General features: G+C 57.3%; 15 protein-coding genes. 1 reads left to right on the plus strand and 14 read right to left on the minus strand.

What is annotated here, in order from left to right; all coding sequences use genetic code 11:
• Nucleotides 1-23: 23 nt before the first annotated feature.
• From ACGY09_RS19650 to ACGY09_RS19705, 12 genes are all read right to left on the minus strand, one after another.
• A complete protein-coding gene (locus tag ACGY09_RS19650; protein ID WP_397569096.1) occupies nt 24-1,064 on the minus strand; it encodes an SDR family NAD(P)-dependent oxidoreductase in 1,041 nt (346 codons plus the stop codon).
• A 675-nt stretch (nt 1,065-1,739) separates the two neighbouring features.
• Entirely contained in the window at nt 1,740-5,285 is a 3,546-nt protein-coding gene (locus ACGY09_RS19655) for an efflux RND transporter permease subunit (protein ID WP_397569097.1), read from the minus strand.
• 53 nt (nt 5,286-5,338) lie between these two features.
• Nucleotides 5,339-6,712 (minus strand): efflux RND transporter periplasmic adaptor subunit, encoded by a 1,374-nt coding sequence (locus ACGY09_RS19660; RefSeq protein ID WP_397569098.1) that lies wholly within the window; start codon nt 6,710-6,712, stop codon nt 5,339-5,341.
• Nucleotides 6,713-6,752: 40 nt separating this feature from the next.
• Entirely contained in the window at nt 6,753-7,409 is a 657-nt protein-coding gene (locus ACGY09_RS19665; protein WP_397569099.1) for a response regulator, read from the minus strand.
• The gene (locus ACGY09_RS19670; RefSeq protein ID WP_397569100.1) at nt 7,406-8,599 is read right to left on the minus strand and encodes a DUF4118 domain-containing protein; all 1,194 of its coding nucleotides are present in this window, start codon (nt 8,597-8,599) and stop codon (nt 7,406-7,408) included. The genes ACGY09_RS19665 and ACGY09_RS19670 overlap by 4 nt, the downstream gene beginning before the upstream one ends.
• Before the next feature lie 311 nt (nt 8,600-8,910).
• Nucleotides 8,911-10,509 carry a TolC family protein gene (locus ACGY09_RS19675; RefSeq protein ID WP_373653262.1) on the minus strand — a complete coding sequence of 533 codons (1,599 nt, stop codon included), beginning with the start codon at nt 10,507-10,509 and terminating at the stop codon, nt 8,911-8,913.
• A 50-nt stretch (nt 10,510-10,559) separates the two neighbouring features.
• The gene (locus tag ACGY09_RS19680) at nt 10,560-11,912 is read right to left on the minus strand and encodes a hypothetical protein (RefSeq protein ID WP_397569101.1); all 1,353 of its coding nucleotides are present in this window, start codon (nt 11,910-11,912) and stop codon (nt 10,560-10,562) included.
• Between the two features lie 638 nt (nt 11,913-12,550).
• Complete coding sequence (locus ACGY09_RS19685; protein WP_397569102.1) at nt 12,551-13,102, minus strand: ankyrin repeat domain-containing protein; 552 nt, start codon at nt 13,100-13,102, stop codon at nt 12,551-12,553.
• Nucleotides 12,997-14,748, minus strand: a complete 1,752-nt coding sequence (tnpC, locus tag ACGY09_RS19690) for an IS66 family transposase (RefSeq protein WP_397569103.1) — start codon at nt 14,746-14,748, stop codon at nt 12,997-12,999. The genes ACGY09_RS19685 and tnpC overlap by 106 nt, the downstream gene beginning before the upstream one ends.
• 159 nt (nt 14,749-14,907) lie before the next feature.
• Nucleotides 14,908-15,300 (minus strand): IS66 family insertion sequence element accessory protein TnpB, encoded by a 393-nt coding sequence (tnpB, locus tag ACGY09_RS19695; protein ID WP_373649181.1) that lies wholly within the window; start codon nt 15,298-15,300, stop codon nt 14,908-14,910.
• The gene (tnpA, locus tag ACGY09_RS19700; RefSeq protein WP_397569104.1) at nt 15,294-15,710 is read right to left on the minus strand and encodes an IS66 family insertion sequence element accessory protein TnpA; all 417 of its coding nucleotides are present in this window, start codon (nt 15,708-15,710) and stop codon (nt 15,294-15,296) included. Before tnpA ends, tnpB begins: the two co-directional genes overlap by 7 nt.
• A 76-nt stretch (nt 15,711-15,786) precedes the next feature.
• Nucleotides 15,787-16,116 (minus strand): ankyrin repeat domain-containing protein, encoded by a 330-nt coding sequence (locus ACGY09_RS19705; protein ID WP_397569105.1) that lies wholly within the window; start codon nt 16,114-16,116, stop codon nt 15,787-15,789.
• A gap of 297 nt (nt 16,117-16,413) precedes the next feature.
• On the opposite strand from ACGY09_RS19705, the gene ACGY09_RS19710 reads away from it, so the two are divergent.
• Complete coding sequence (locus tag ACGY09_RS19710) at nt 16,414-19,458, plus strand: tetratricopeptide repeat protein (protein ID WP_397569106.1); 3,045 nt, start codon at nt 16,414-16,416, stop codon at nt 19,456-19,458.
• A 182-nt stretch (nt 19,459-19,640) separates the two neighbouring features.
• Here the strand turns inward: ACGY09_RS19710 and ACGY09_RS19715 are convergent, their stop codons facing one another.
• Nucleotides 19,641-22,832 (minus strand): error-prone DNA polymerase, encoded by a 3,192-nt coding sequence (locus ACGY09_RS19715; protein WP_397569107.1) that lies wholly within the window; start codon nt 22,830-22,832, stop codon nt 19,641-19,643.
• Between the two features lie 199 nt (nt 22,833-23,031).
• Nucleotides 23,032-23,937 (minus strand): SMP-30/gluconolactonase/LRE family protein, encoded by a 906-nt coding sequence (locus ACGY09_RS19720; protein WP_397569108.1) that lies wholly within the window; start codon nt 23,935-23,937, stop codon nt 23,032-23,034.
• Nucleotides 23,938-23,947: the final 10 nt, after the last annotated feature.

Raw genomic sequence — 23,947 nt, forward strand, 5'->3', positions numbered from 1 at the left:
TGGTCGAGAGTTCACGAGCGAGGTCACGCCGGTTCGGGCCGGGGGCGCATCTGGTTGTTTCTCTCTGCAGCCAGGTCTCCGTTTCGAGTCAGCCAAGAGGGAGCAACCTGAGATTCACTTTCGTAACCGTAGGCGGATTCGGTCTGGATGCCTCCCATGGGGGGAAGCAGTCGGTTCGCAACAGACATGGCCTCGGCCGTCAAGCGGGGTGCCCAGCGGACCGCGAGAGTTGCGGGATTGAGGAAGTTACAGATGTCGACTTCTCCGTCACCATTCCAGCAGGCGCGGACGATCTGTCTGGCCGCACTGCGGGAATCCAGCGACAGCCAGGGGATCGAAGCACCGATGTCGAACCAGGTGTATTCATCGCGGTGGCGGCCTTTGAAGGTGGCGTTTCGCGGACTGCCGGTTCTCATGATGGTGGGGCAGGCCGTGGTCACAAGAATTCCCTCTTGCGCCAGTTCGGTCCGTAGAGCGTGCGAGAGTCCGACGAGTGCATGTTTGCTGGTGCTGTAGGGGGCCATGTGGGGAATTGCCTGAATCCCTCCGATGGAAGCAATATTCACAATCCGCCCGAATTTGTGCTTTCGCATGTGGGGGAGAGCGGCGGAAATCGAGCGGTACGGACCCCAGAGGTTAATGTTCATCGCTTCTTGAAAGTCGTCGGAGGTCATCGACTCCAGCGGACCGACCTGCATGAGACCGGCGACATTGAAGAGCAAGTCAATGCGGTTCCATGCCCCTGCGACCTCGGCGATCGCACGCTCGACATCTGGTGTACTGCGCACATCGCAAACGCAGGTGATGACGGATCCGGCTGAGCTACTCAATTCTTTCCGAGCGGTTTCCAGATCGGCTTCGGTCCGAGCACAGATGGCAACGCGACACCCTTGCTGGACAAGGAGACGGGCAATTTCCAACCCCAATCCACGTGAGCCCCCCATGATCACGGCGACTTTTTCTCCAAACGGAAACCGACGCGTTCGCCGGATCAGTTCCTTGCCAAGCAGGTAGCCTCCCATGGCAGTTGCAGCACCGACCAGGCATTTGGTTGGGAGATTCATAACGTGTCCGTTCGTGAGAAGAGAGAGAACTGCCGTCCGTTCCGACAGGAGGTTTGCATTTTCCGTGCCGGGCGATGGCCGCCCATTTTTCACGACGACTCGGCAGGGGGACCCTTCTCCCCGCGTCATGAGATCCTCTTCTTGCAGGGCAGGCAGAGCGGGCTGACGATGTTCCTCGCGAACCCATGATTTCGAGTTCCGTGTGTGAACGGTCTGCTTCCAGGATGATCGCGTACGGGGCAATGTTTCGGGGAAGTATCCCGGGCGGGGGGGGCGGCCCCTTTGGGAGAGCGGATCACCCCCGCGGGACCGTGACGGTACCAAGACCCTGACAGTCTTGGAATGTCTGACCGGCGGTAGTCGCTTCCGGTTTGAACCCTGAGGATCTCGAAGAGCGAATCAGGAGTGTGATTCTGACGGATTCACCAATCTGGACGAATCTCTGAACAGCCGTGTCCCCTGATCGGCATTCCGCTTCTGCAGAGGCTTCCTCGCCGACAGGAACGAGGGTGCAGACGGGGATGACCACGACCTTCCCACCCAACATGCCCGGTCCGTATCTGAAGGGGGGGAATGACGGTGGATGTCGATTGTGTCAGCCCCCGGCTGGGGACACGATCCGGCAGCGAGAGGATCTCGGATTCTCAACGAGCGAGCGGAGTCGTACTCCATGACCTAGTGGGCCATGTTAGCGGCGTTTTTGTTCGGTTCCCGGTGGCCGTAGAGGCTGTACAGGACCGGCATCATATAGCGGTTGATGACGAGCGTCATTAACATTCCCCCGACGACGACAATCGCCAGCGGCTGTTGTGTCTGAGCGCCGATCTTCGTTGAGAAGGCGGCGGGAAGCAGGCCCAGAATGGCAGTGAGTGCTGTCATCATCATGGGGCGAACACGTTTCTCGGCACCCTGCATGATTGCTTCATTCAGCGGCAGTCCGTGGGAACGTAACTGGTTGAAGTACGAAATCAGCAGCAGGCCGTCCATAATGGCCACGCCGAAGATTGAGATGAAGCCGACGGCGGCTGAGATACTGAAGTTGGTACCAGTGAAGATCAGAGCCCAGAAGCCTCCCATCGACAGGGCGACGACATTCGCGAATACAGCGAGCGTATCGAGCAGTGACCCGAACGCCAGGTAGATCAGCAGGAAGACCAGGGCCATCGAGATCGGCACGATCACCATCAGTCGTTCTTCGGCCTCACGCATCTGGTCAAACTCGCCGCTCCAGCTCGAAGAGTAGGGGGATTGGAACAAGTCGCTGGTCTTGGTCTGGGCTTCTGCCACAGCGCTGGCGAGGTCACGTCCTCGCACGCTGAATTTCACTGCGATCATCCTCAGTCCCTGCTCTCGATAGATCGTCGATGCACCGGGCTGAACGAATCGTCCATTCGGATCGGGTTGTCCCTGAGAATTCAGTGGCGTGACCAGGTCGCGCAGTCGTCGGCGGGGCATATTGGTTGCGGTATTCACCGACGTGGCCATTGTCGTGCCAATGATGGAAGGCTTCTGGCTGTTACTCCCTGTGGTCGAAAGACTGTTTCGATTCCGAGTGCCGCTTTCCTGGATCACGCGGTTGTTGTAGACATCGACGGGGATATTCAGAATCGCTTCTTCACTGTTTCGCTGCTGTTCGGGATAGCGTAACGCGAGGTCAAAGCGTTTCTCCCCTTCGATCATGGAGGTAAAGGGCATGCCCCCGACGGCCGTGTGAATGACTGAGTTCACGTCTTCGACACTCACACCCCAGTAGTTGCATTTCTGCGAATCGATCGGCAGTTCAAGGTTGGGTTGCCCCTGAATTCGAAAGACGCCGACGTTGGTGATTCCCGGAATCGTGTTGAGTCTTGCCGCCAACTGGTCAGCGATACGCTCAAGCTCCGCCAGGTCCGGTCCGAAGATCTTAACGGAGTTATCCCCCTTAACCCCCGACAGAGATTCCATAACGTTGTCGCGGATATTCTGTGAGAAGTTCCAGTTGGCACCCAGAATCTTGTGAGAGAGTTCTGATTCCATCCCCGCGATCAGTTCTTCTTTTGTCCTCGCTCGCTTGGGTCCGTAGATCCGACGCCAGCCGGTCTGACGTTCTGTCAGCGGCCATTCCGTCCGAGGCTTGAGGGGAAGGAAGAACTCCAGGTTGTAGAACCCGGTGGGGTCGGTCCCATCATCGGGTCGTCCGTTTTGAGAGACCACGACGCGAACTTCGGGGTACTGCCGCATGATGGCACGAGCGGCGTCAGACCGGGACGCCGCCACATGCGGGGCCACATTAATCGGAAATGTTCCTCGGACATAGAGATTGCCTTCTTCGAGTTCCGGCATGAACTCACGTCCCAGTCGTGGCAGGTTGAATACCGTCACGGCGATCATGCCCAGCATGAAGGCCAGCGTCAAAGTCCTGTTCTGCAGACACCACCGCAGTCGGTTCAGGTAGGACGTTTTCAGGTAGCGCACCAGAAAGTTATCGGGAACAGGCTTCAGCTCTTTGAAGAATAACAGGCACAGAACCGGAGCAATCGTCAGAGCAAGGACGAGGGCTCCGCCGAGTGCGAAGGCATAGGTGTCGGCCATGGGGCCGAAGATCTGCCCTTCCGGGCCGCGCATGGTGAACAGCGGCAGGAAGGCGCAGACCATGATCGCCGTGGTGAAAAAAAGACCTCGCTCGACTTCGGAGCAGGCCCGGAAGATGCGCTCTTTCAGAGTCTCGTTCGTCTGTTCGCCGGCGGTCAGATGGCGGTAGATGTTCTCGACGATAATGACAGAGCTGTCGACGATGATACCGAAGTCGACCGCACCGATGGAAAGCAGGTTTGCCGACCGTCCCCGGATATAGAGCATCGAGAAGGCCACCAGCAGGGCCAGCGGCACGTTGATCGCCACAATCAGTGCGCAACGGACGTTGGTCAGGAACATCAGCAGAATCAGGGTGACAAGAACCATTCCCACGACAAGGTTCTCGTGCACAGTGTGCGTGGTGACGTTGATCAGTTCCGTGCGATCGTAGTAAGGTTCGATTTCGACACCGGGCAGCATTCCATCTCCGGAATTCAATCGCGCGATCTCGTCCCGAACGTCCTTCAGTGCCGGCAGAGATGCCTCACCTTTCCGAAGCAGGATGATACCCTGGACTCGTTCCGCATCGTCGAACCAGGTGACCGGTTCCCCCGACGCAGCGGCATCTGCCCCCCCGCCATGCGAATTCTGTTCTGCGTGGTCCGTGGCCGATTTGATCCCGGTGCTCGGGTAGCTGATGCTGATGCGTCCCATGCGGGGCTGGTGAGTGACGACGACTCCCTGTTTTCCGATTTCCTCTTCATACCGCAGCGGGCCCCCTTCGATCACGTCTTCCACACGGATAGGGACGTTGTTGACAGAGGTGATCACAATCTCGCGGATGGCTTTCACGCGGGCTTTTTCTTCGGCACGCAAGTGGTTCGCCGCGACTTGCGGATTCTTCGTACTGAGGACAACGGGAGCCTGTGTCGGATCAATCCCGTTGCCGATCAGTCCAATACTTCTGACGTTAAGCAGGTTTTCGCCGTGGACGAGGTAGTCCCCCCCGATATTGGCGTTACTGTCTCTGATCGTTGCTTCGAGTTGTTTCAGTGGAATGGCGTAGCGCAACATTCGTTCGGGATCGGGACGGACTTCGTATCGTTTGATGGTTCCCCCGCTGCTGACGGTGTCGATGATGCGGGGAATTCGTCGAAACTTCCGGACGAGAGTCCAGTCCTGCAGCGTCTTGAGATCATTGAGTGTGTAGATCTCTTCTCCCGCCTCGTTGCGGGGACCTTTCAACGTGTAACGCAGGATCTCACCTGTGGGGCTGGTGGGAGAGAGTTCTGGTTCGACATTGGGAGGGAGGTCATTGACGAAGCTGAGTCGATTAATGACTTCCTGACGTGCCTTGTAGTAATCAATGCCGTATTCGAACTGATTACGGACATGGGCCAGACCGAACAGGGATTTGCTGCGGGTGTACTTCAGCCCCGGCATTCCTGCCAATGCGACCTCAAGCGGGATCGTCACCTGGCGTTCGACTTCTTCGGCCGATGCCCCGGGGTACTTGGCGATGATCTCGATGATGGCCGGGGCAGGGTCCGGATAGGCCTCGACGTTCACATTCAGGAAGGCATAGCCCCCGGCCACGATCAGCGCGAACATCCCCAGCATCACCAGCAAGGGGTTATCGAGCGACCATTTCACCAGTTTGCTGACCATAGAATTGCAGTCCTCTGCTCGATGCTCGGGTGGTGGACACGGATGGAAGCTGCTCAGCTTTTCCGTTGTCCCGCCTGAAGATTGGCAAGTTCGCCACCCAGTCCCAGTGATCCTTCGCTGACGACGCTTTCACCCACGTGAAGAGGCTCGAACCCTGATGTGCGCGGGTCGCTATTGATATAGACCGTCCCGGCGGTTCGTTTCACGACCAGTACTTTGCGGCGGGTGAAGCGTTGTTGTTGAGCGTCGGTGGCCACGAACACCGTCGATGAATCACCTTCTTCGATCAGGGCCGATTCGGGGATGGCGACAATTGTTGAACTCGCGGGAAGCTGCACCGTGGCGGTAATGAACTGGCCGACCAGCAGGCGCGAATCCTTGTTGTCGAGCCACCCCATGACGGAACCGGTCCGTTGAGCCGGATCAATCATGCTGCCGATCAATTCAAATGTTCCCTGAATCTGATTGTCCGATGGGTCTGACTTCAGGTCGATGCTCCAATGCCGTTCGGAGGGCTTGAGATCGCGAATGGCCCACAGGTCTTCTTCGTAGACGTTGGCAAGGACTTGTAACCGGCTCAGATCGGCAATCTTGAAAAGATCGTCTTGCGGATCAACGACATCTCCGACATTGAAATTCTTTTCGACGATCACGCCATCGATGGCGGCCCGGATTTCCGTCTCAGCCCATTTCTCGTCGACTGCCAGATCTGATGCGTCCTTATCTTTCATCAGATTCCGGTACTCGCGTCGGACGGTCTCGATCTCGGTATCGGTCATCCGCCAGGACCGCAGCGTCCGTTCGGCTCGTGCGACCGCGATCATTCCTGCTTCGACATCCCGTCGTGCTTCGAGCAGGACTCGTTCGGTGACGACCCCCTTCTGCACGCTTTCCAGACGTTTCAGCAGAGATCGACTCATTTCGAGTTGCGAGAGGGCGTCGACCAGTTCGCTCTTTTTCTCACCGACTTCCTTGCTCCAGATGACCGCGATCACCTGTCCTTTCTTGACGGGATCGCCGTACTGCAGCGGCCGCATGACCCCGTCATCTTCGATCTGTCCGATGGAGACGGTTTCGCCGGTGAAGCGGGAGTGGACATGGACCAGTCGGTTAGGATCAAGGAGAAGGGAACCGGGTAATCGGAGAGGTTCAGGTTGAGGAGCACTGCGAACCTCGGTGACTTTGATGGCAAGGGCTGCTGCGGCGTGGGGACTGGTTAGCTGCAGTGTGGCCTCTTCTTCAGGGACCAGTTCGACCGGGGGCTGAACGGCGGTTAAGGCCTTCGCTTGCGCAGGATCCTGCAGTAGGTCGAGGGCGATCGGGCGAAGTTGCTGCCAGTTCCAGGCGACGACCAGACCCACGACGGCGACAATTCCCCAACCCCAGGGGAGGGTAGAGCCTTTGCTGTGGACGGACTTTTCACTCATGATCGATCCTGTCATTTCCGAGGACGTGGAAGTGTCGATTTCAAATGTCGCGCAGCCAGGAGCGATCGACGGCGAAGCGAACGATGTCGGCTCGTCCGCGGAGTCCGAGTTTCTGCATTGACCGGGCTTTGTACGTCTCCACGGTCTTCACGCTGATATCCAGTCGAGCGGCAATCTCTTTATTGGTCAGGCCCTGAGCGATCAGCTTCAGGACTTCCGTTTCCCGCTCACTGAGGGCCACTTCGGGCTTTTGTTGTGTCGACTTGTCAAATTCCGTCATGCCGACGAGTTCGTCCAGGATGGAAGGATCCAGATAGCGGATTCCCTGTGAGACAGATCGGATCGCTCGAATCAGTTCATCTGCGGCGGACCTTTTCAGCAGATATCCGCAGACACCCGATGAGAACAGGCGGTGCATATATCCGCGATCCTCATTCGCTGTCAGTGCCAGCACTTTGGTGGGGGTCGCGTCCCCTGCCAGTCGCGCTGTCAGTTCGATTCCATTCATCACCGGCATACTGACATCGACGACGGCGACGGCGGGACGCAATTGCTGGATCATGGTCAGCGCCTCGTGTCCGTCACCCGCTTCGCCGACGACCGTCATATCGGACTGACAATCGATGAGCATTCGCAGGCCCTGGCGCACCAGTGCATGGTCATCGGCAATGACAACATCCAGTTTGCTTCCGTTCATTTGGTTTCGCCCACTCCCTGTATTGGCGCCCTTGCAAAGATGGTCGTACCGGCGCCGGGGGTGGATTCAATTTCCAGGGTTCCTCCTGCCGCTTCAAGTCGCTCACGCATTCCCAGCAGTCCGAGGTGCTGCGGAGGATTGCCAACGGAGGTTTGGGCGTCGATATCAAACCCCCGTCCCTGATCCTCGACGATCAGAATCAGGTTGGGGCCCTGGATCTCGAGCACGACACTCGCGCGCGAGACGCCAGCATGCTTGGCGACGTTGGTCAGGGCTTCAATGACGGTCCGATAGACGGCCGTTTCGACTTCAGGAGCCAGCGGCACGTCATCCAGCCCGCGGCTTTCAAAGTCGACGGCGATGGCTGTCCGCTCACCCCAGGACTCGACGAATCCCTTGATGGCATCATTCAATCCCAGGTCATCCAGCGACGGGGGACGCAGTTCGAGGGCGAGGTCGTGGACTTCGCGTGAAACTCGGCCCAGGGTCTCATGCATGCTTTTCAAGTGCTGAAGGGCAGACTGGTTTTGGGGCCCGATCAGTTCCTCGACGATTTTCAGTCCGATATCCAGGGCGGTCAGGTCCTGGCCGCATTGGTCGTGGAGCTCGCGCGAGATTCGGCGGCGTTCCACTTCTTGAATCGTGACCATGCGTCGCAGCAGCTTCACATAGGCTTCCTGAGCTTCGCGGCGTTCGCGAATTTCGGTCTCAAGATCCGCCTGTTTTTTCAAGAGTTCTTCTTCATTGTGATTGGCCCGGCGCTGTGCGGCTTTCATGCCTTCCATTAACAGAATTGTTGAGCCACCCACCAGCAGGTAGAACCCGCCCCCAATTTGCGACTGGAGATTATTAATGAGGACCGAGCCGCGCGGTGTCAGAAAGAAGTAGCCCGTAGCGATAAAGCCCAGTGCCATTGTCATCAATGCGGGGCCAAGCCCGCCGAAGTAGAAGCTGAAGACGATTGCACAAAGGTAGGGAACGAAGGGAAACTCTTCACCCAGTAATGGGTCGAGCACCATTCGTAAAATTGTGGCCAGGAATACGAAGAGCAGGGCGGTCAGATAACCCATTCCACGGCCAAAACGACTTGCCAGACTCCACCTCGGTTCGACCGAATTCCTCAATGTCCCGTCCGTGCGCGGCTCGGGAGTCAGCAAGGTTCGGATTCGATGGGAGTGACCGCTGGCCATTCAGGTGTGTCGTTCTCGAGGAGAGAAACCGAAAAAGGAAAGGCTTCTGTTAAGGGGTGTCGAGCGCGTAAGGTCATGCGGAAGCTTACTCGCAGTTTCCGGTCAGTGCTGACGGAAAGTCATCCTGGCAAGCCGAGGCACCACCGTGTGGTGACCCCGCTACTCGCTGCAAGTTTATAGCGAAAGCACGTGTTCACCACGTAGAAAATGAATCCACCCACCCCGCTTTCCCCGGATTTCCGACGGCAGCAGGGTGACGCTGACAGTCTGTCGGGGATTTCCTGACGGCGGAGCGGCTGGCTTCGCCTTCCTTAAGGAAACTGTTCGAACTGCAGGTAGCCCGCCAGTTCGGCCGCTGTTCGCCAAGCCTGCTCGTACGCATCAATCTGGTCCTGTTTCGCTTCCAGAAGTGCGCGTTGCGCCTCCAGCAACCGGTTCACGTCCAGGGTCCCTTCCGAGTAGCCCTCCTGCACCAGTTGCTGTGTTTTCTCGGCGTTGGGAAGGATCGACGAGTCGATGCGGGCGAGTAATAACTGCGACGTTTTGTGGCGAGCGTGGATATCGACAAGGTCGTTCAGCAGCTCCATCCGGCGATTTTCCACTTCGGCCTGGGCATTCAGCACTTCTGCGCGGGCGGAGCGGATGTTCCCCTGATTGAGGTTCCAGATCGGAATATCGAACACAAAGGTGAACCAGAACTGGCGGGTGCTTCCTTCCGTCGTACTGGCGGCATAGTGGGGACCAAAGCGAAAGTCGGGGTAAGGTTCAACCTCAGCCCGATTCAGCATGATTTTGCGGCGGACGACTTCGGCGCGGGCCATAATCATCGGAGCACTATTACTTTGCAGGAACTCACGGATGTAGGGTTCGTCGTAGTAGGGGGGGAGATCGTTGATTGAACCAGAGACATCCTCAACCACAAGATCGGGGATCCCAGTAGCAATCGCGACCTGACGAAGTTCCGCTTCGTAGCGTGTCTGATTGTTCTCGACGGCCAGTCGCGCCCGCTCGTAAGTGTTTTTCAGCAGCAATACATCGGTGAGGGTCCGTTCGCCCGTTTCCATGAGTTCGGCAGAGACATCGCGGGCTGTTTTGGAAATTCGCAGAATGTCTTCGGAATTTTTCAGTCGTTCCCGTGCGGCCAATGCCTGGATGTACTGGATGCGGACTTGTGTCAGTACCCGCATTTTTTCCACGACGTACATCGCCTCAGTGACGCGTAATTTCTGGTCTGCCGCCGCCTTATCGAGTCGCATCTTTCCTTTCGTGATGAAGTCCTGCTGCCAGCCGAAGTTCACCTGGCTGTCACGCCCGGCCCAGATTTCCGGGTTGTTCGTTTCCATACGCGGGTTGGGGTAAAGCCCCGCTTGCACACGTTCCCCCATCACCGATTCAATCTCGGCCGATGCCATGCGAAGCTTGGGATGTTCCTGCTCTGTAATGGCCGTCAGTTCGGCGAGCGAATAGACGCGGGGGGCCGAGAGCGATGCTTCTGACTGCGACTCCATTGCCAACCTGTTCGCGTCTGTGATCACGCTGCCGCTGGGGGCCGGAATGACGGCCTGCGGATCGGCCTCTCCAGCGAGGATCTCGGGCTCGCCGTTGAGGGACGAATCATCCTCCTCGACGTATCGGGCCTGCTGGACGGAGTGTGGGGGTTGCTCGGAATTTCGGTCCTCGAAGCGACGTGCAGTGCTGGCTTTACGCCGTTCGGCACTGGTGGGGACCAGGTCTTCCTGCTCGAGCGATTCCAGCTTCGTCGACGGGACATCGGGAAGTCGTCGTGCCGGTGCGGGCGCTGACCGAGTGGTCCTGGTGGCACCGAGGCTCGATTCCGCTGTGTTTCTCGCCAATGAGCAGCCTGTGCTCAGCAAGAACGAGAGTGCGGCGAATTTCAGAAACTGGTGCATGGGTGACCTAAATATCGGACTGAAGCAAGACTTATCCAGAAGACGAACAATCAGAACTTCCATTCACCTCGCAACAGGACGCCGTTCAGCAGCAGGTCAGTGTCAGACACCGTGGTTTGACCGTAAGAGAACCATTCTTCGTAGTGGTAAGCGAGTGTGACTCGCGTGGTTCGATGGGGAAGCTGGGGAGCCCAGGCGAGTCCGATTTCCAGGCTGACCGTCGGCACCCCGATCCACCGCTGGGGATCCGTGGCGGATTCCGAATCGGCTCCGCGGGTTCGACTGAAGACCTGGTCAATCCGGCCAAAGGTTCCAGAACCTTCCGCTCGCAGATGCAGGAAGAAGGGCGAATTCTGCGTCAATCGCTGGTTCAGGTCCCACGTGAAATGCAGACCACCCCCCCAGAAGTTGCTGGTGACCTGGTCCGTGGTAGTGGGGCCGACTGCCTCGGTCCGGGTGAAGTAATTGGCACCTCGTCCCCCGATGAGAAACCGCATTTCCAGCGGGGGAGGGGTGAGCTGGGGCGTTAATGAACGACCCAGTCCCATTCGCCCAGGGAACTTGAACAACGGATGAATCAGCGGCAATCCCCCCGGGTTGAACTCGAACTCGCAAAAGTCAAGATCGAACACGTGGCCAGTGACCTGACTTCTTTGCTGCGCAGGAGCACCCTGATCGTAGTTCGCCAGCGTGTCGTTTCCCCGGAAGTCGTAGAACTGGTAGCCGAAGCGGGTCTCACCGAGTCCTCGTTCGTACCGGTAACCAAGTTCAAATCGGGGGCTGACGTTCACGTCGAGTTTGGAGACTCCCAGATTGATCGGGTCATTGGGGAACATGCCGTTAAGCAGTGTGTCCGACTTGAACTGTCCGTAAACTTTGGGAGCATAGACGTTCGTATCGACATTGGCGAACCATCCCAGTTGCACGTAGGGAAGCTCCGCCAGATCGCCCCATGATTCCGGGTCCGCTGCATGGCCCAGCCAAGGTTCGGTCGAGTGGTAGGGATATCGCGGACGGTTCGGGTCATCGGCTCCAATCTGGCTACCGACCACGTCAAACGCGCCGGGCGTCTGCGGGAAGTGGACTTCCCGAGTGTGAAAGCGAGTCGACCAGTCAACAGGAGCGGGAATTTCACCCGGTCCATCTTTCAGTAGCTCATTCGCTTCCAGAGAGCGATCCTGCGATGGATCAGCAGGTTTCGGGGCTGTGGAATTCAGGACACTCTTCAGCTCGGGTCTCAGCGGGGCTGATTCATCGGGCAGCACCGGAAGATCTGACGGCGCCAGACGGGAAGGGGCTTTCACATCGGGAAACACGGGGTCGGCGGACCAGAGCCGTGTGGGCATGCTGACCAGGCTCACCGCCAGGGCGAGTCTCAACGCGTAAGTTAGTCGCAAACCCATGAAAATCCTCACGTTACCTTCAATGACCGCGGTGAGTTGTACCGCGATCCTAAGGTGACTGATCAATGCGACCCGTATGTCATGCGGCCCCGAGCGATGCTTGCGGTCGCTCCGGAGCGATGTCTGTCATGTACGAATTGTCCCCCGGCCATCCAGCTTGTGGCTGCCGAGTGATATGCACGATCCCCTTGGGCGGGGTTCTCGCGTGATCACTTATGGTGACCGGAAAGAGCTAAGCCGAAAGGTTCCGATGAAAAGATTACCTAATGAGTACAACCGTCGAATCCGGTGTTATTAAAAACATCGACCTGAATTAACATTGTCATCACCCAAAAAGACCGGACAGGGATGTCAGGTTTTTCGGAGTTTGGCGATAACCTGCGGCAGACAGCCACGTTGCAACTCGGGTAACTTGAGTCTGAGCGACCGAGCGGGGTGTGGAAGCTCCCCCGTGAGGTGTCGCATCAGGCTATTGGAGAATGGGGGACAGGCTCCGAAGTCCGCTTGAATCGATGCGGATTATGCTTCGTTCCAGGTACCTGTCCCACTTTGTCCACATGCCATTATCTTGTGGGGTGGCGTACCTGTTCCGGAAAGCGTTCTTCATTTTCAGTCAGTGCACAGAGTGCGACGAGTTATTAGTCAGAATCGTCACCCCCGTAATTGCCAGTACTTTGGGGGATCGGTCGCCCGAGCACATTGGCAGCCATCGATGCTCGCCCTGCACGGATGTTGTAGGGGCCGTAGCAGAGAGGGCGAAGAATCGAATCGGGCCGCGCATACCAACTGGCCCAGGCGAGGGGTGAGTCTCCGTGCTGGTCCTTCGCCTCGCGATTGGAACCCGCGTCCAGCAACAATTGAATTGTCTCTTCTGTTCCAAACGCGGCGGCACGGTGTAATGGAGTTTCTCCTTTCGTGCGACAATCTCGCATAAAGCATCCTGTCTCCCGATTGGGACGTGTGACGCAATTCGGGTTCGCGCCGCTTTGCAAGAGAACTTTGAGAACCAGGTCATGGGCGAGTCGGATTGTTGTGCACAGGTAAGCGCACGGTGAAGTAGGCCCCCGGGGATGAGTCCGGGGGTTCAGCGTTTCTTTCTCTTGTTGGCTTTTTGTTGTTTGGACCTGTGGCGTTCTTTTTTTCGGATCGTTTCGATCTTCCAGCGGTGCTCGGGATGGGCCTTCAGCCATTGATCGGGGAGCAGGTCTGTCAGGTCGGGGGGATCTGCTCCCGTGCGTAGTCGTTGGGGGAGTTCCTCCAGGACTGCTCGCAGCCAGTGCCACGGTTCTACCTCGCAGTACTTGGCACTGCCGACCAGACTGAGCAGGATCGCAGCGCGATGACCTCCCTGTTCGCCGCCGACGAACAGCATGTTCTTCCGCAGGATGGCGGGAGGCTTCATCATCCGCTCCGCCAGATTATTATCGATCTGCAGTGCACCGTCGTCGGTGTAGCGGCAGGTCGCCTCCCACTGATTCAGTGTGTAGGTGAAGGCCTGTCCGATCGGACTCTTGGGGAGTACCTGGTTTTGCTCTTCGTTCAGCCAGCTGCGGAAGGTCTTGAGAATCCCAACCGCATGCTGCTGGCGTGCGTCACGCAGTGATGCACCGCTCAGCCCTGCCGCTTCGAATTCTGACTCCAGTTGATACAACCGTGAGATGTAGCCCAGCGCTTCGTACGCCCGTCGCGCATCGGTGTGACTGGCCTCCTGCCAGTACCGGCGGCAATGTGCCATGCAGGCGACTTCTGTCACCTGTTCTTTGGCATAGATCTGGTCGTACCCGCTGAAGGCATCCGCCTGCAGATAACCCGAGAAGCCTTCCAGAAACCGGGACGGGTTCCTCCCAGCGCGCGTCAGGCTGAATTCGTAGGCGACATACGGATGAGCGGGATCGCCGATATACGTCCAGAACTTGCAGTTCTGGCACTGACCTTCGGACAGCATTTTGATGCTCGTGTCATCGGTATGGATCACACCCGATTGTCGCACACGCTGGCACAGCAGGTCGTACAAGGGGGTCAGCAGATCGGCCATCGACGCCACCCAGTCACACAGTGTGCTTCGCCGCAGGAGAAGCCTGTAGCGCGAGAGAATGTCTTCCATCCGATACAGCGGCAGGTAGTCTCCATACTTGGACACGATCAGGTTCGCCAGCAGTCCCGGTCCCGGCAGGCCTTTGTCGATCGGTTGCGGTGGCTTGGGAGCCAGCACCACATGCTCTTCGCAGCCCCGGCAGGCGTAGCGCACTCGTTCGTGCCGAATCGCCTTGAGACGGGCGGGGATGAATTCCAGCTGCTCGCTGACCTCACGTCCGATCTCGGCGCGTAACTCTCCACAGCAGGGACACTGTCGCTCTTGCTCCGTCAGTTCATGGACGATGGTTTCCCGCGGAATCTCAGGCGGGATGGGACGTCGGCCATGCTCCTTGGGCTTGGCGGCCCCCAGCGACTCGTCCTGGGGCAGCGAACCATCGTCGGTCGAAACCGAATCCTGCTGATCCCGCTTCAGTTCGCGAATCAGTTCCGCCAGTTCTTCGGGTGTGAACAGGGTCAGCTGATTCGGATCGACCCGTTCCTTACGCGGCCCGTAGCGTTCACGAAGCAGGCGAGCCAGTTGCTCATGCACACGTTCCAGTTTGGCCTGCTGCTGCTCAACCACGTCGTGCAATGACGTGATCACCATTTCTTTCTGCGCGATGACGGCGCGATGTCCCACGATCTCGATGTCGCGCTGTAGAAGGACGGCCTCTCTTCTGGCGATGACCGCATCACGTGCGGCGATCATCGCCTTGAGCTGCTCAACGTCATCAGGAAGAATGGAGCCATCCGTACTCATGCCCTGTCATACGCCCGAACCCCCAAAAACGTTTCAAGTAATTTGGGATTTTTCTGTATTTTCCCAACGAAAAACGTCCCTCCACGAATCGTCGTGGAGGGACGACTACCGAAGACATGGGACAGCATTCTGCCAGACAGTCTTACGACCGAACGAAGTTCACACTGAAGACCGCGCCGTGGTGTCATTGATTGCGCTCGGCCGTTCATAGCGAGGGCGTCGCTTCACGCTCCCTAGATCAATCCCCTCCAACAGCAGCAAAAGCTCCTCTGCGCGAATCTCGCAGCGGCGTGAGGTCTGTTCCTTCCGGTCGGTCGGGAACTCGTAACATCCTTTTTCCAACCGCTTGTAAAACAGGCTCCAGCCATCGCGATCCCACCACAGCAGCTTGATCCGGTCGCGACGCTGGTTCCGAAACACAAACAGATGACCGGCAAACGGATCTTCTTCGATCACGCTCTCCACCAGGGCGTGAAGACCGTCAAACCCCTTCCGCATGTCTGTCGGCACTGTCGCCAGAAACACCCGTGTCGTGCGAGAGATGTTCAGCATAATCGCCCCCCCGCAGACGAAGAGAGTTGTTCCGAGGGGATCTGCCGACAGGCGGTCAGCACACGAGTCAACACCTCGACACCCGCATCCTCACGTAACCGAACGACGAGACCGCCAGCACAGGCGATCTCCAGCATCGCAGGCGGCAGCGAATCACCCAACACCTCTACGGCAACCAGCCCCGCCATCCCGGTTCCCTGCGGGCGGGTGACCTGCGGATCAGTGGTCCGCCGAACAGTCAACTCCTGATCGAGACTCGAGAGCTGACGCCGCCAGTAATGAAACGTCGCCTCCGAAAGCCCGCGACGACGACAATAGCCCCGAATCGACTCCCCCGACGAAGACTGACGCTCACAATGGGAACGCCAGTACGACTCCTTCTCACGACTCCGTGAACCAACCTGCGACATCTCGCCATCTCCACTCTGAAGGGTAACAAAACCCACTCAGACTAAAGCATGGCTCAAGATGCACTTCACCGTGCGCTTACGTGCACAGGGCCGCGTGTAGAGGCGATTCGCCGGTATCAGGTTGTTGCCAGTCTACATCGGCTCCGTGCTCGATCAGATACTGACAGAGGCGCCAGTGTCCATGAAAGGCCGCACCGCTGAGATCCAGGTTGTCACCCAGCCGGGAGAGCGATTCACCATGCTGAAGCAAGAATTTGATCGCGCTGACGTCTCCGTAATAGGCACACCAGCTCAGCAGAGGCGTTCCTTGCTCATCCGTACTGGTCGCGGACATGCCTGAGCCAATCAGTTCAAAGACCAGGTCAGTGCGGCCTTCGGCAAGCCGCCGGAGAAGTGGGAGCGACATCAGAGATTCCGTTTTGCGAACCAGCATCAGATGGGTGAACTCGGTGTTGGCGGGCGAGAATTCGGCACCGATTCACCCCATCTGCAATATCTGCCATGACACCGTAATACGATCTTCGTCCTGCTGCTCGATAAGCTTATCTTTGACTTGTGAACCGCGCTGATACAAGTATGCAATTTGTTATGAGTGAAGCAATCTAAGAAAATCGCCGTCTTCGCTTGGCGATCACGAAGACGTTATGCCAGAATCATCTTTATCACGCTTATCCTTTATGCGAACTTCGACCCAGGAAAGCTTATGTCACGCAGCCGACGTTATTCTCTCGTTATGGCGATGATTCTGATCTTGTCGCGGGTTTTGGATTTCCAGTTGCCGATCAGTTTCGCGGAGGAACTTGTGGGGGCCAAGCGGGTGCTGGAAGCCGTACAAGAGCTTTCTGAGGTGTCGGACGACAGCGACGAAATCGCGATCGTCGCCAAGAAAATTCAGGAACTTCCGGCCCGATTGGACCTGTTGACACCGCCCGATGCTGCAGCGGCGTGGATTGAGGTTTACGATTTGTGGAAAGCGACATCAAACCTGTCATCATCAGTCCATGAGGATATCGAGGTGGGAAAGCTCATTGACGCCTTGCCACCCCCTGCGGCCTGGCCTGACCTGGTGCAAATGATCGATACTCGTCCGATTCAGGGGAGCGAACGAGAACAGATCAATGCGATTGCGGTACGAATGCTCGGGCACCGCTTGCTCGGCCGGATGGACCAGTTAAAGGAGGACCTCGAGCGAGGGCTCAAGCTTGTTGATCCTGCGAAGGGAGGAAAAGGTAGAGGAGGGCTCTTTACCGCGATTACGAACATGTTCCAGTCCAAGGATGCGGATGACTACTTTCGAGAGTTCGCGTTCGTCCACTTGCAGGAATTGCAGGGTGAACTGGAACCGAAGTCAGCTCTGGAAGTGTTCCGTTCGAAACTTGAGATTGCGCCATCGGGGGAGTTCGATGAACTGGTTATTCCTGATCTTGTTCATCTCGTCGGACATGAAGAGGCAACCATCTTACTGACAAGGGCATTTCAGCGGAAAGGGGGCCTACTCAACTTTGGCGTGCTACGTCGTTCGGAAAAGCAGGACAACGAAACTCTGGTCCTGGCAAGAGAACTCGCGATCGAACATCTCAACGAGTTATCACAGCCATACTGGGACTTATGTCATTCAATCGATGCTGTCGATCTCTTTCAGCGGTTCAGCACAATGCCTCAACCCCAGCGGGAGTGGTTCCATCGCGAAGATCACCACCTGCCAGTGGCATACTATCTCATCGGTTTGATCGTCCGTGACCGGCAACAAGATGTCTTCCAATTCCTGAAGGAGCCTCCGCTGGAAATGCGAGGTGGTGTTCAGATTTCAATCAACGAGATTCGCTTGATTCTGCCGGAATTGGAGGGTCTCGGGCATGCGGAAAAATTCTATACGTTTCTCAACGACGCTTTGAAAGCCAACCCCGAACTGCCTTTATGGGAATTCTACATCGAATTGTCCGCTCAGAACGGACGAAGTCAGGATGCGCTCCCGGTGGTTGACGAGGCCATCGCCAACGCTGAGCTGTCGCTCATGGCACGGCGCCAGTTGGAGATCATCCGTGTTGATGCGCTTCTTTCAGCCGACCGGATTGACGAGGCGGTCGCTTTCGCATTCCAGATTTTGCCAGACGGACAGGCAGGCAACGACGACAATCGTGGAGCATCGGATATTGAATTGGCCTTAAAAGTGGCGGAAATTGGCCGCTTGCTCGATCGGGACGAATGGATCACTCGGGGGACGGATATTGCCGAGAAACTGCTTAATGATGAGCCTTCATCGTTATACCTGGCTCAGTTTGTTGAACTGCTTATTGAAGTGAAGCAACTGGCCCGTGCCGAACGACTTTGCATCAAGGAACTGGTTGCGCGGCTTCGTCAGAAGGATGGATTTGCTTTCCAATATGATGCTGATGAACGTTCGCCTCTTCATCAGCTCGCGCGCGTGTACCACGCCGGGGAACGTGTAGAAGACGTTTTGACGCTACTCGAAGAAGCACCCTGGTGGAAAGATCCTGACCTTGGAACGATGCTCGAGAACAGTCAAGCCCCCGAAAGCGACCATGGGCAACGCTCTCAAGTTCCTCTCCCCTTAATCGCCGCCAAGTCTCTTGCAGCAATGGGGAGACAGGAGGAGGCACTGGCGATCGCGAAGGTAATCACAGTGAAGTGGCCAGGATACGATCCGGGCTGGCAATTGGTGCTGGAATTGGCGGGGGATGAATTCGTTCCGTTCGCAGAGCAAGTGTTTGCTGAGGATGCGTTTGAAGAACGGCCGCTGATCTGGCTGGCCAGATACTATCTGGATCGGGGAGATCTTGTGAAAGCGGAGCAGTTCGCCAGACAGGCAATCGCGATTGATCCGTCTGACGGAGAGCAGGGGGGCGGGGACCGCATGCGAGTCTATGCCGTCCTTGCGGAGATCCTGAAGCAGGGAAATTCAGAGACGGCAAAAGTCTATCAGGGGGCCGTCAAAGCGATTCGTATGGCAGAGCTGGCTGATCAGCACTATGTTCAGGGAATGTTGTCTCGAGGAATCAGGATGTACCGGGCCAGCCTGCTGCTGTTCGCAGACGCCTACTGTATTCAGTCGCGGCTCGCGGTTCAGTTGGCGGATAGTGGAGACATGGAAGGGGCGGCCAGACATTATCAGCGTGCCTTCGAACTGATGCCCGACAGTTTCGGTCGTGTAGAAAGCCACTGCTTTGGCTGCGAAGGAGTTTTCAAAGGACCCTTGGCGGTCAAAATTGCCAATGACGTTTTTTCACGGCTTGTGGCAGAGAAGCCCGAACATCCGCGACTTCATTATCTTCTCGGTTATCTGCGTGAATCCGAAATGAAATATGAAGAGGCATTAAGATCATTCGAAGAAGCGGTTCGTCTCGACCCTGATTATCTCAATGCTTGGGCGAAGATTTGCAGAACCCCACACAGGACGGAGACGATGCACGCCGATCGGGACCAGGCCACCTTTGCGATTCTGCGGTTGGATCCAACTGGAAAACATTCCGTGCTCGATATTAGCGAAGTGACAGATTTGGCCCGACTTTGGACCGTTCTGCGAGAGAACGTACGGGACGTGCCGGACGTCAAACCTGATCCGCTGTTTCAACTGACGGCTTCGAAACTGGCGCAGGCTGTGCGAGAAGGCCAAGGCGATTGGATAACACGTGAGCGAAACAGAAGCCGTGGGCCTCGTTTCTCTTCGCACCATCATCTCAGCTCGATTTCCAAACTTATTGGCTCAAATTCGGGGCCTGCGTTCTGACCGAGCTACGTATTCATGTGTGGGCAGAAAGAGTCGAACGACGCCTCGGTCCCCGTGCGACATGGTGCCCATTCCGGGAATAACATCTTGCTTGCGATAGATCTATCTCACACCAGAACCGTGGTCGCACTGCGGTGATTGGAGAGGACGTGAACGACGACGGATTCGAACGGGTTCGACGGTCATCGGAAATCGCGGGAGGCGTCCTGGTAGCGACCGACTTCTTCTGACAGGTCGGTTAAGTGATCAACGACCAGATGCACGATCGCCTCCTGGCGTTGCAGGATTCCGCGCGCCAGGATGGCCGAGGCGCCGCGAGCGATCAATCGGAACTTTTCCCAGATGTTGACGTGAACGACAAGATTCGTCGTTCCCGTTTCGTCCTCGATCGTCATGAACGTGATCCCTTTGGCCGTACTGGGGCGTTGTCGCAGCAGGACCAAGCCGGCGACACGGTATTTGCGGTCCGATTCCAGGACCAGCAGATCACGGGCACGCACGATATTCTTTTTATCGAGCTCTGTGCGCAGGAACTTCAAGGGGTGTCCGCGCAGTGACAGTCCCGCGGTCTGATAGTCAGCAACAACTTCCTGTACCGGGGTCATCACGGGAAGAGCCGGTTTCTCTTCGGCATCCGGAACCCGGTCAAACAGCGGAGACCTTTCACGGGGCAGCATCGACTGCCAAACCGCCTCTCTCCGTCTTGCCTGGAAGGAATGAAAAGCGTCTGCCTTGGCCAGCAGCGCCAGTTCAGCCCGTCCCAGTCCGGTCCGCGATGAAAATTCTTCTTGCGACTGGAACAAGGAGACTTTGCGGACAGATTCAATTCGGGCGCCGGTGTCACGCCTGATCCCGTGGATCATGCGAAACCCAAGTCGCAGGGCAAAGGAATGCTGGGCCGCGTGGTGCGTCGGTGGGGAGACCGGTTCCAGCGTGCAGTCCCAGTTGCTTTGGTTCACGCAAACCCCGCGCACCTCCACCCCCTGGCGTCGGGCCTCGCCTACCAGTTGCGATGGGGCATAAAAGCCGAGCGGTTGACTGTTCAGCAGCGCCGCCGTGAAGAAGGCAGGCTCATGGCATTTCAGCCATGCGGACGCATACACCAGGAGTGCGAAACTCGCGGCATGGGACTCGGGAAACCCATACTCTCCAAACCCCTGGATCTGTTCATACAGGCGCAAGGCGAAGTCTTCCTCGTAACCGCGGGCCCTCATCCCGTCCAGCAGTTTGGCTCGAAATTTTTCCATGACCCCGGTCCGTCGCCAGGCTCCCATGGCGCGCCTCAACTGGTCGGCTTCACCGGGAGTAAACCCCGCTGCGACGACCGCCAGTTGCATGGCCTGTTCCTGAAAAATGGGAACGCCATTCGTCTTCAGGAGAACTTTTTTCACGGCTTCACTGGGATAGGTGACCGGCTCTTCTTTGCTGCGACGGCGAAGATACGGGTGGACCATATTCCCCTGAATCGGGCCGGGGCGAACAATCGCTACTTCCACGACCAGGTCATAAAAACAAATCGGCTTCAATCGAGGGAGCATGCTCATCTGAGCTCGTGATTCGACCTGAAACACGCCGATCGATTCGGCGCGGCACAGCATGGCATAGACTTCGGTGTCTTCGGCGGGAAGTGTCGCCAGTGTCCACGTGATTCCTTTATGGACCTTGAGCAGTTCAAATGACTTCCGGATGGCCGTCAGCATCCCGAGGGCCAGACAATCCACTTTCAGGATTCCGAGTGCGTCGAGGTCGTTCTTGTCCCATTCAATCACGGTGCGATCGGCCATCATCGCATTTTCGATGGGAACGAGCTCACAGAGCGGGCCCTTGGTCATGACCATTCCGCCCGTGTGTTGTCCCAGATGACGGGGGAACCCGAGCAGTTGCTCGACCAGAATGATTAACTGGCGGCCCAGTCGCGACTGAGGATCAAACCCGACGGCGGCGAAGCGGTCGGCCATCACTGCCGGATCACTGCGAGAATGCTCCATTGTCTTGGCGAGAACATCGACTCGATCCAGCGACAGCCCCAAAGCCTTTCCCACATCCCGGACTGCTGACTTGGGACGATAAGAGATGACTTCCGCCGTCATGCCGGCCCGTTCACGGCCATATTTCTGATAGATGTACTGGATCACTTCTTCGCGGCGCTCGTGCTCGAAGTCGACGTCGATATCGGGAGCCTCGTCCCGCTCCTGCGAGATGAACCGCTCAAACAACACGTCAATCTTTTCAGGATCGACGGAGGTGACACCCAGGCAGTAGCAGACTGCCGAGTTCGCGGCGGACCCCCGTCCCTGACACAGGATATTCCGGGATCGCGCGAAGCGGACCAGATCCCAGACGGTCAGGAAGTAAGCCTCGTAGTGCAGTTTTTCAATCAGCTTCAGTTCGTGATTCAGCAGGTTTTCGACATGCGGTGGAATTCCGTCCGGGTAACGGTGTCGAGCCCCTTCCCAGGTCAGTTGCTGCAGCCAGTGGAATGGGGTTTTTCCTGGAGGAGCCAGTTCTTCAGGGTATTCATATCGCAGTTCATCCAGCGAGAACTTACAGCGATTGGCAACTTCCACTGAGCGCGAAATGACCTCGGGGCAGTCGCGGAACAGTCGCCGCATTTCGTCGCCCGATTTTAAGTGGCGTTCCCCGTTCGGCAGTCGGGCGGCACCCAGTTCCGCGACGGTGCATTTCAGACGGATCGCCGTCAAAACATCATGTAAGTACCTGCGTTGTGGTTCGTGATACAGGGGACTGTTACACGCCACGAGAGGCACCTCCGCCGCAGTGCTGATCGATTGAAACTGCTGGAGAGCGAGACTGTCGCAGGGACCCAGATGGAGGTGCCCCAGAGCATAACAGCGGTCCCCGAACAGCGACTTCCAGCGGCGAAGGTCGGTCGCCTGTTCCTCCGGCCGGTTCGAATCGAGCAGGACACAGGCGATCAAGCCTTCATGGTGATCGGCCAAATCCTGGAAGAAGAGCTGGCAGTCTCCTTTGATGGTTCGCCGCTTGCCCAGAGTCAGTAACCGGGCAAGGTGCCCGTAACCGTTGCGGTTCATCGACAACAGGATCGCGGTACTGCTGTCCTGAAAGGCAACCTCGGCACCGATGAGCAGCTTCAGCCCGACCTGCCGTGCGGCGGCATGAGCACGGACGACCCCGGCCAGGCTGTTGCGATCGGTAATCGCCAGCGCGGCATAGCCCAGTTCTGCGGCTCGCTGAACGAGTTCATCCGGGTGGGATGCGCCGCGAAGAAAAGAGTGATTGGTGAAACAGTGGAGCTCGGCGAAGCCTGCTTCCGGGACGCAGGGCTTCGGGTCAGGCGACGTGAGCGCGGGAGTGTGAGGCGGCCGCAGTTTCGGAAATGGTTGTTCTGGCATACGTGCCTGGCATCAAAAAAATCCTTCCTTGGGATTGCTTGAAATCACCTTTCCGGATGTTCGGTCACGCAGAGTCGCCCGGGGAAGGGAATGAGTGCCACTGGAAAGGTCCACGGAAGGGCAAAGCACCGGCAAATGCAGGCACGCTTCGCCCTTCCTGATTCCTGTGGTCTATTCTGGCAAGCGGGGATGCCGCTGACTAGAGGGGCAGGAAAACGAGTGTTCCGCTGATCATGTCGGGGACGACCAGCTGCTTGTTCTTGGCGTCGTAGTAAAAGTCAGCGGCCGACTTCAGGCCTTCCAGAATGACCTTGGCTTCACGGGTTTTGCGGTCCACCTTCCAGACTTTGCCCTGAATCCAGCTCGACGCGTAAATCGCGTCTTTGGTCACGGTCAGTCCATCGATCCCGCGCATCCCCGAGGCAAGGGATACAAATTTGCCGTCATGGTACTGGACGACCTCGCCCGAGAAGAATTCTCCCACGAAGACTCCTTCCTCATCGGCGACTTCGCTGACGGTCACACCGTTAGGGAATCGAACGGCGGAATTGCCCGCAGGAACAGCGACGCTGACGTCACCTTTCAGGGTCACCTTGTAGATGGTCCCTTTTTTCGGCAGGTCCTTGGCTTCCTTGCTGTCCAGAGCCCACAACTTGCGTTCGCCACTGGGATCGAACATCGGAGCGGGGGAGCTCATTTCGCTCACGTAGACGCTGGCACCGTCTTTTCCAGCGGCGACGTCGTTCAGAAACTCGATTGGATGAGGGAAGTCCTTGGCTTCGGCGAGCTTGGTTGCCTTGCCGGTTTTGTCAATTTTCCACAGGGTCGTTTCATCGGCCGTCACCAGGTAATCACCGACAAATGCGATTCCCTTGGGGGCATTGAATCCTTTGGCGAAGACGGTGACCGTTTCACCATCCACGGCAACGACAGTCCCATCGCCGGGGACTTCATCATTGATCACGGTGACGTACAGCTTACCATCGAAACCTCGACAGACGCTTTCGGGGTTCTTGCCGACCGCAACGGTCTTTTTTGATTGAGCCTGTGTCAGGCCGTCACAAACCAGGGCAAACGCAAGGCAGGACAAGATCACGCGTAGCATCGGCAACTCC

This window comes from Schlesneria sphaerica, from assembly GCF_044336245.1.
Lineage (GTDB): Bacteria > Planctomycetota > Planctomycetia > Planctomycetales > Planctomycetaceae > Schlesneria > Schlesneria sphaerica.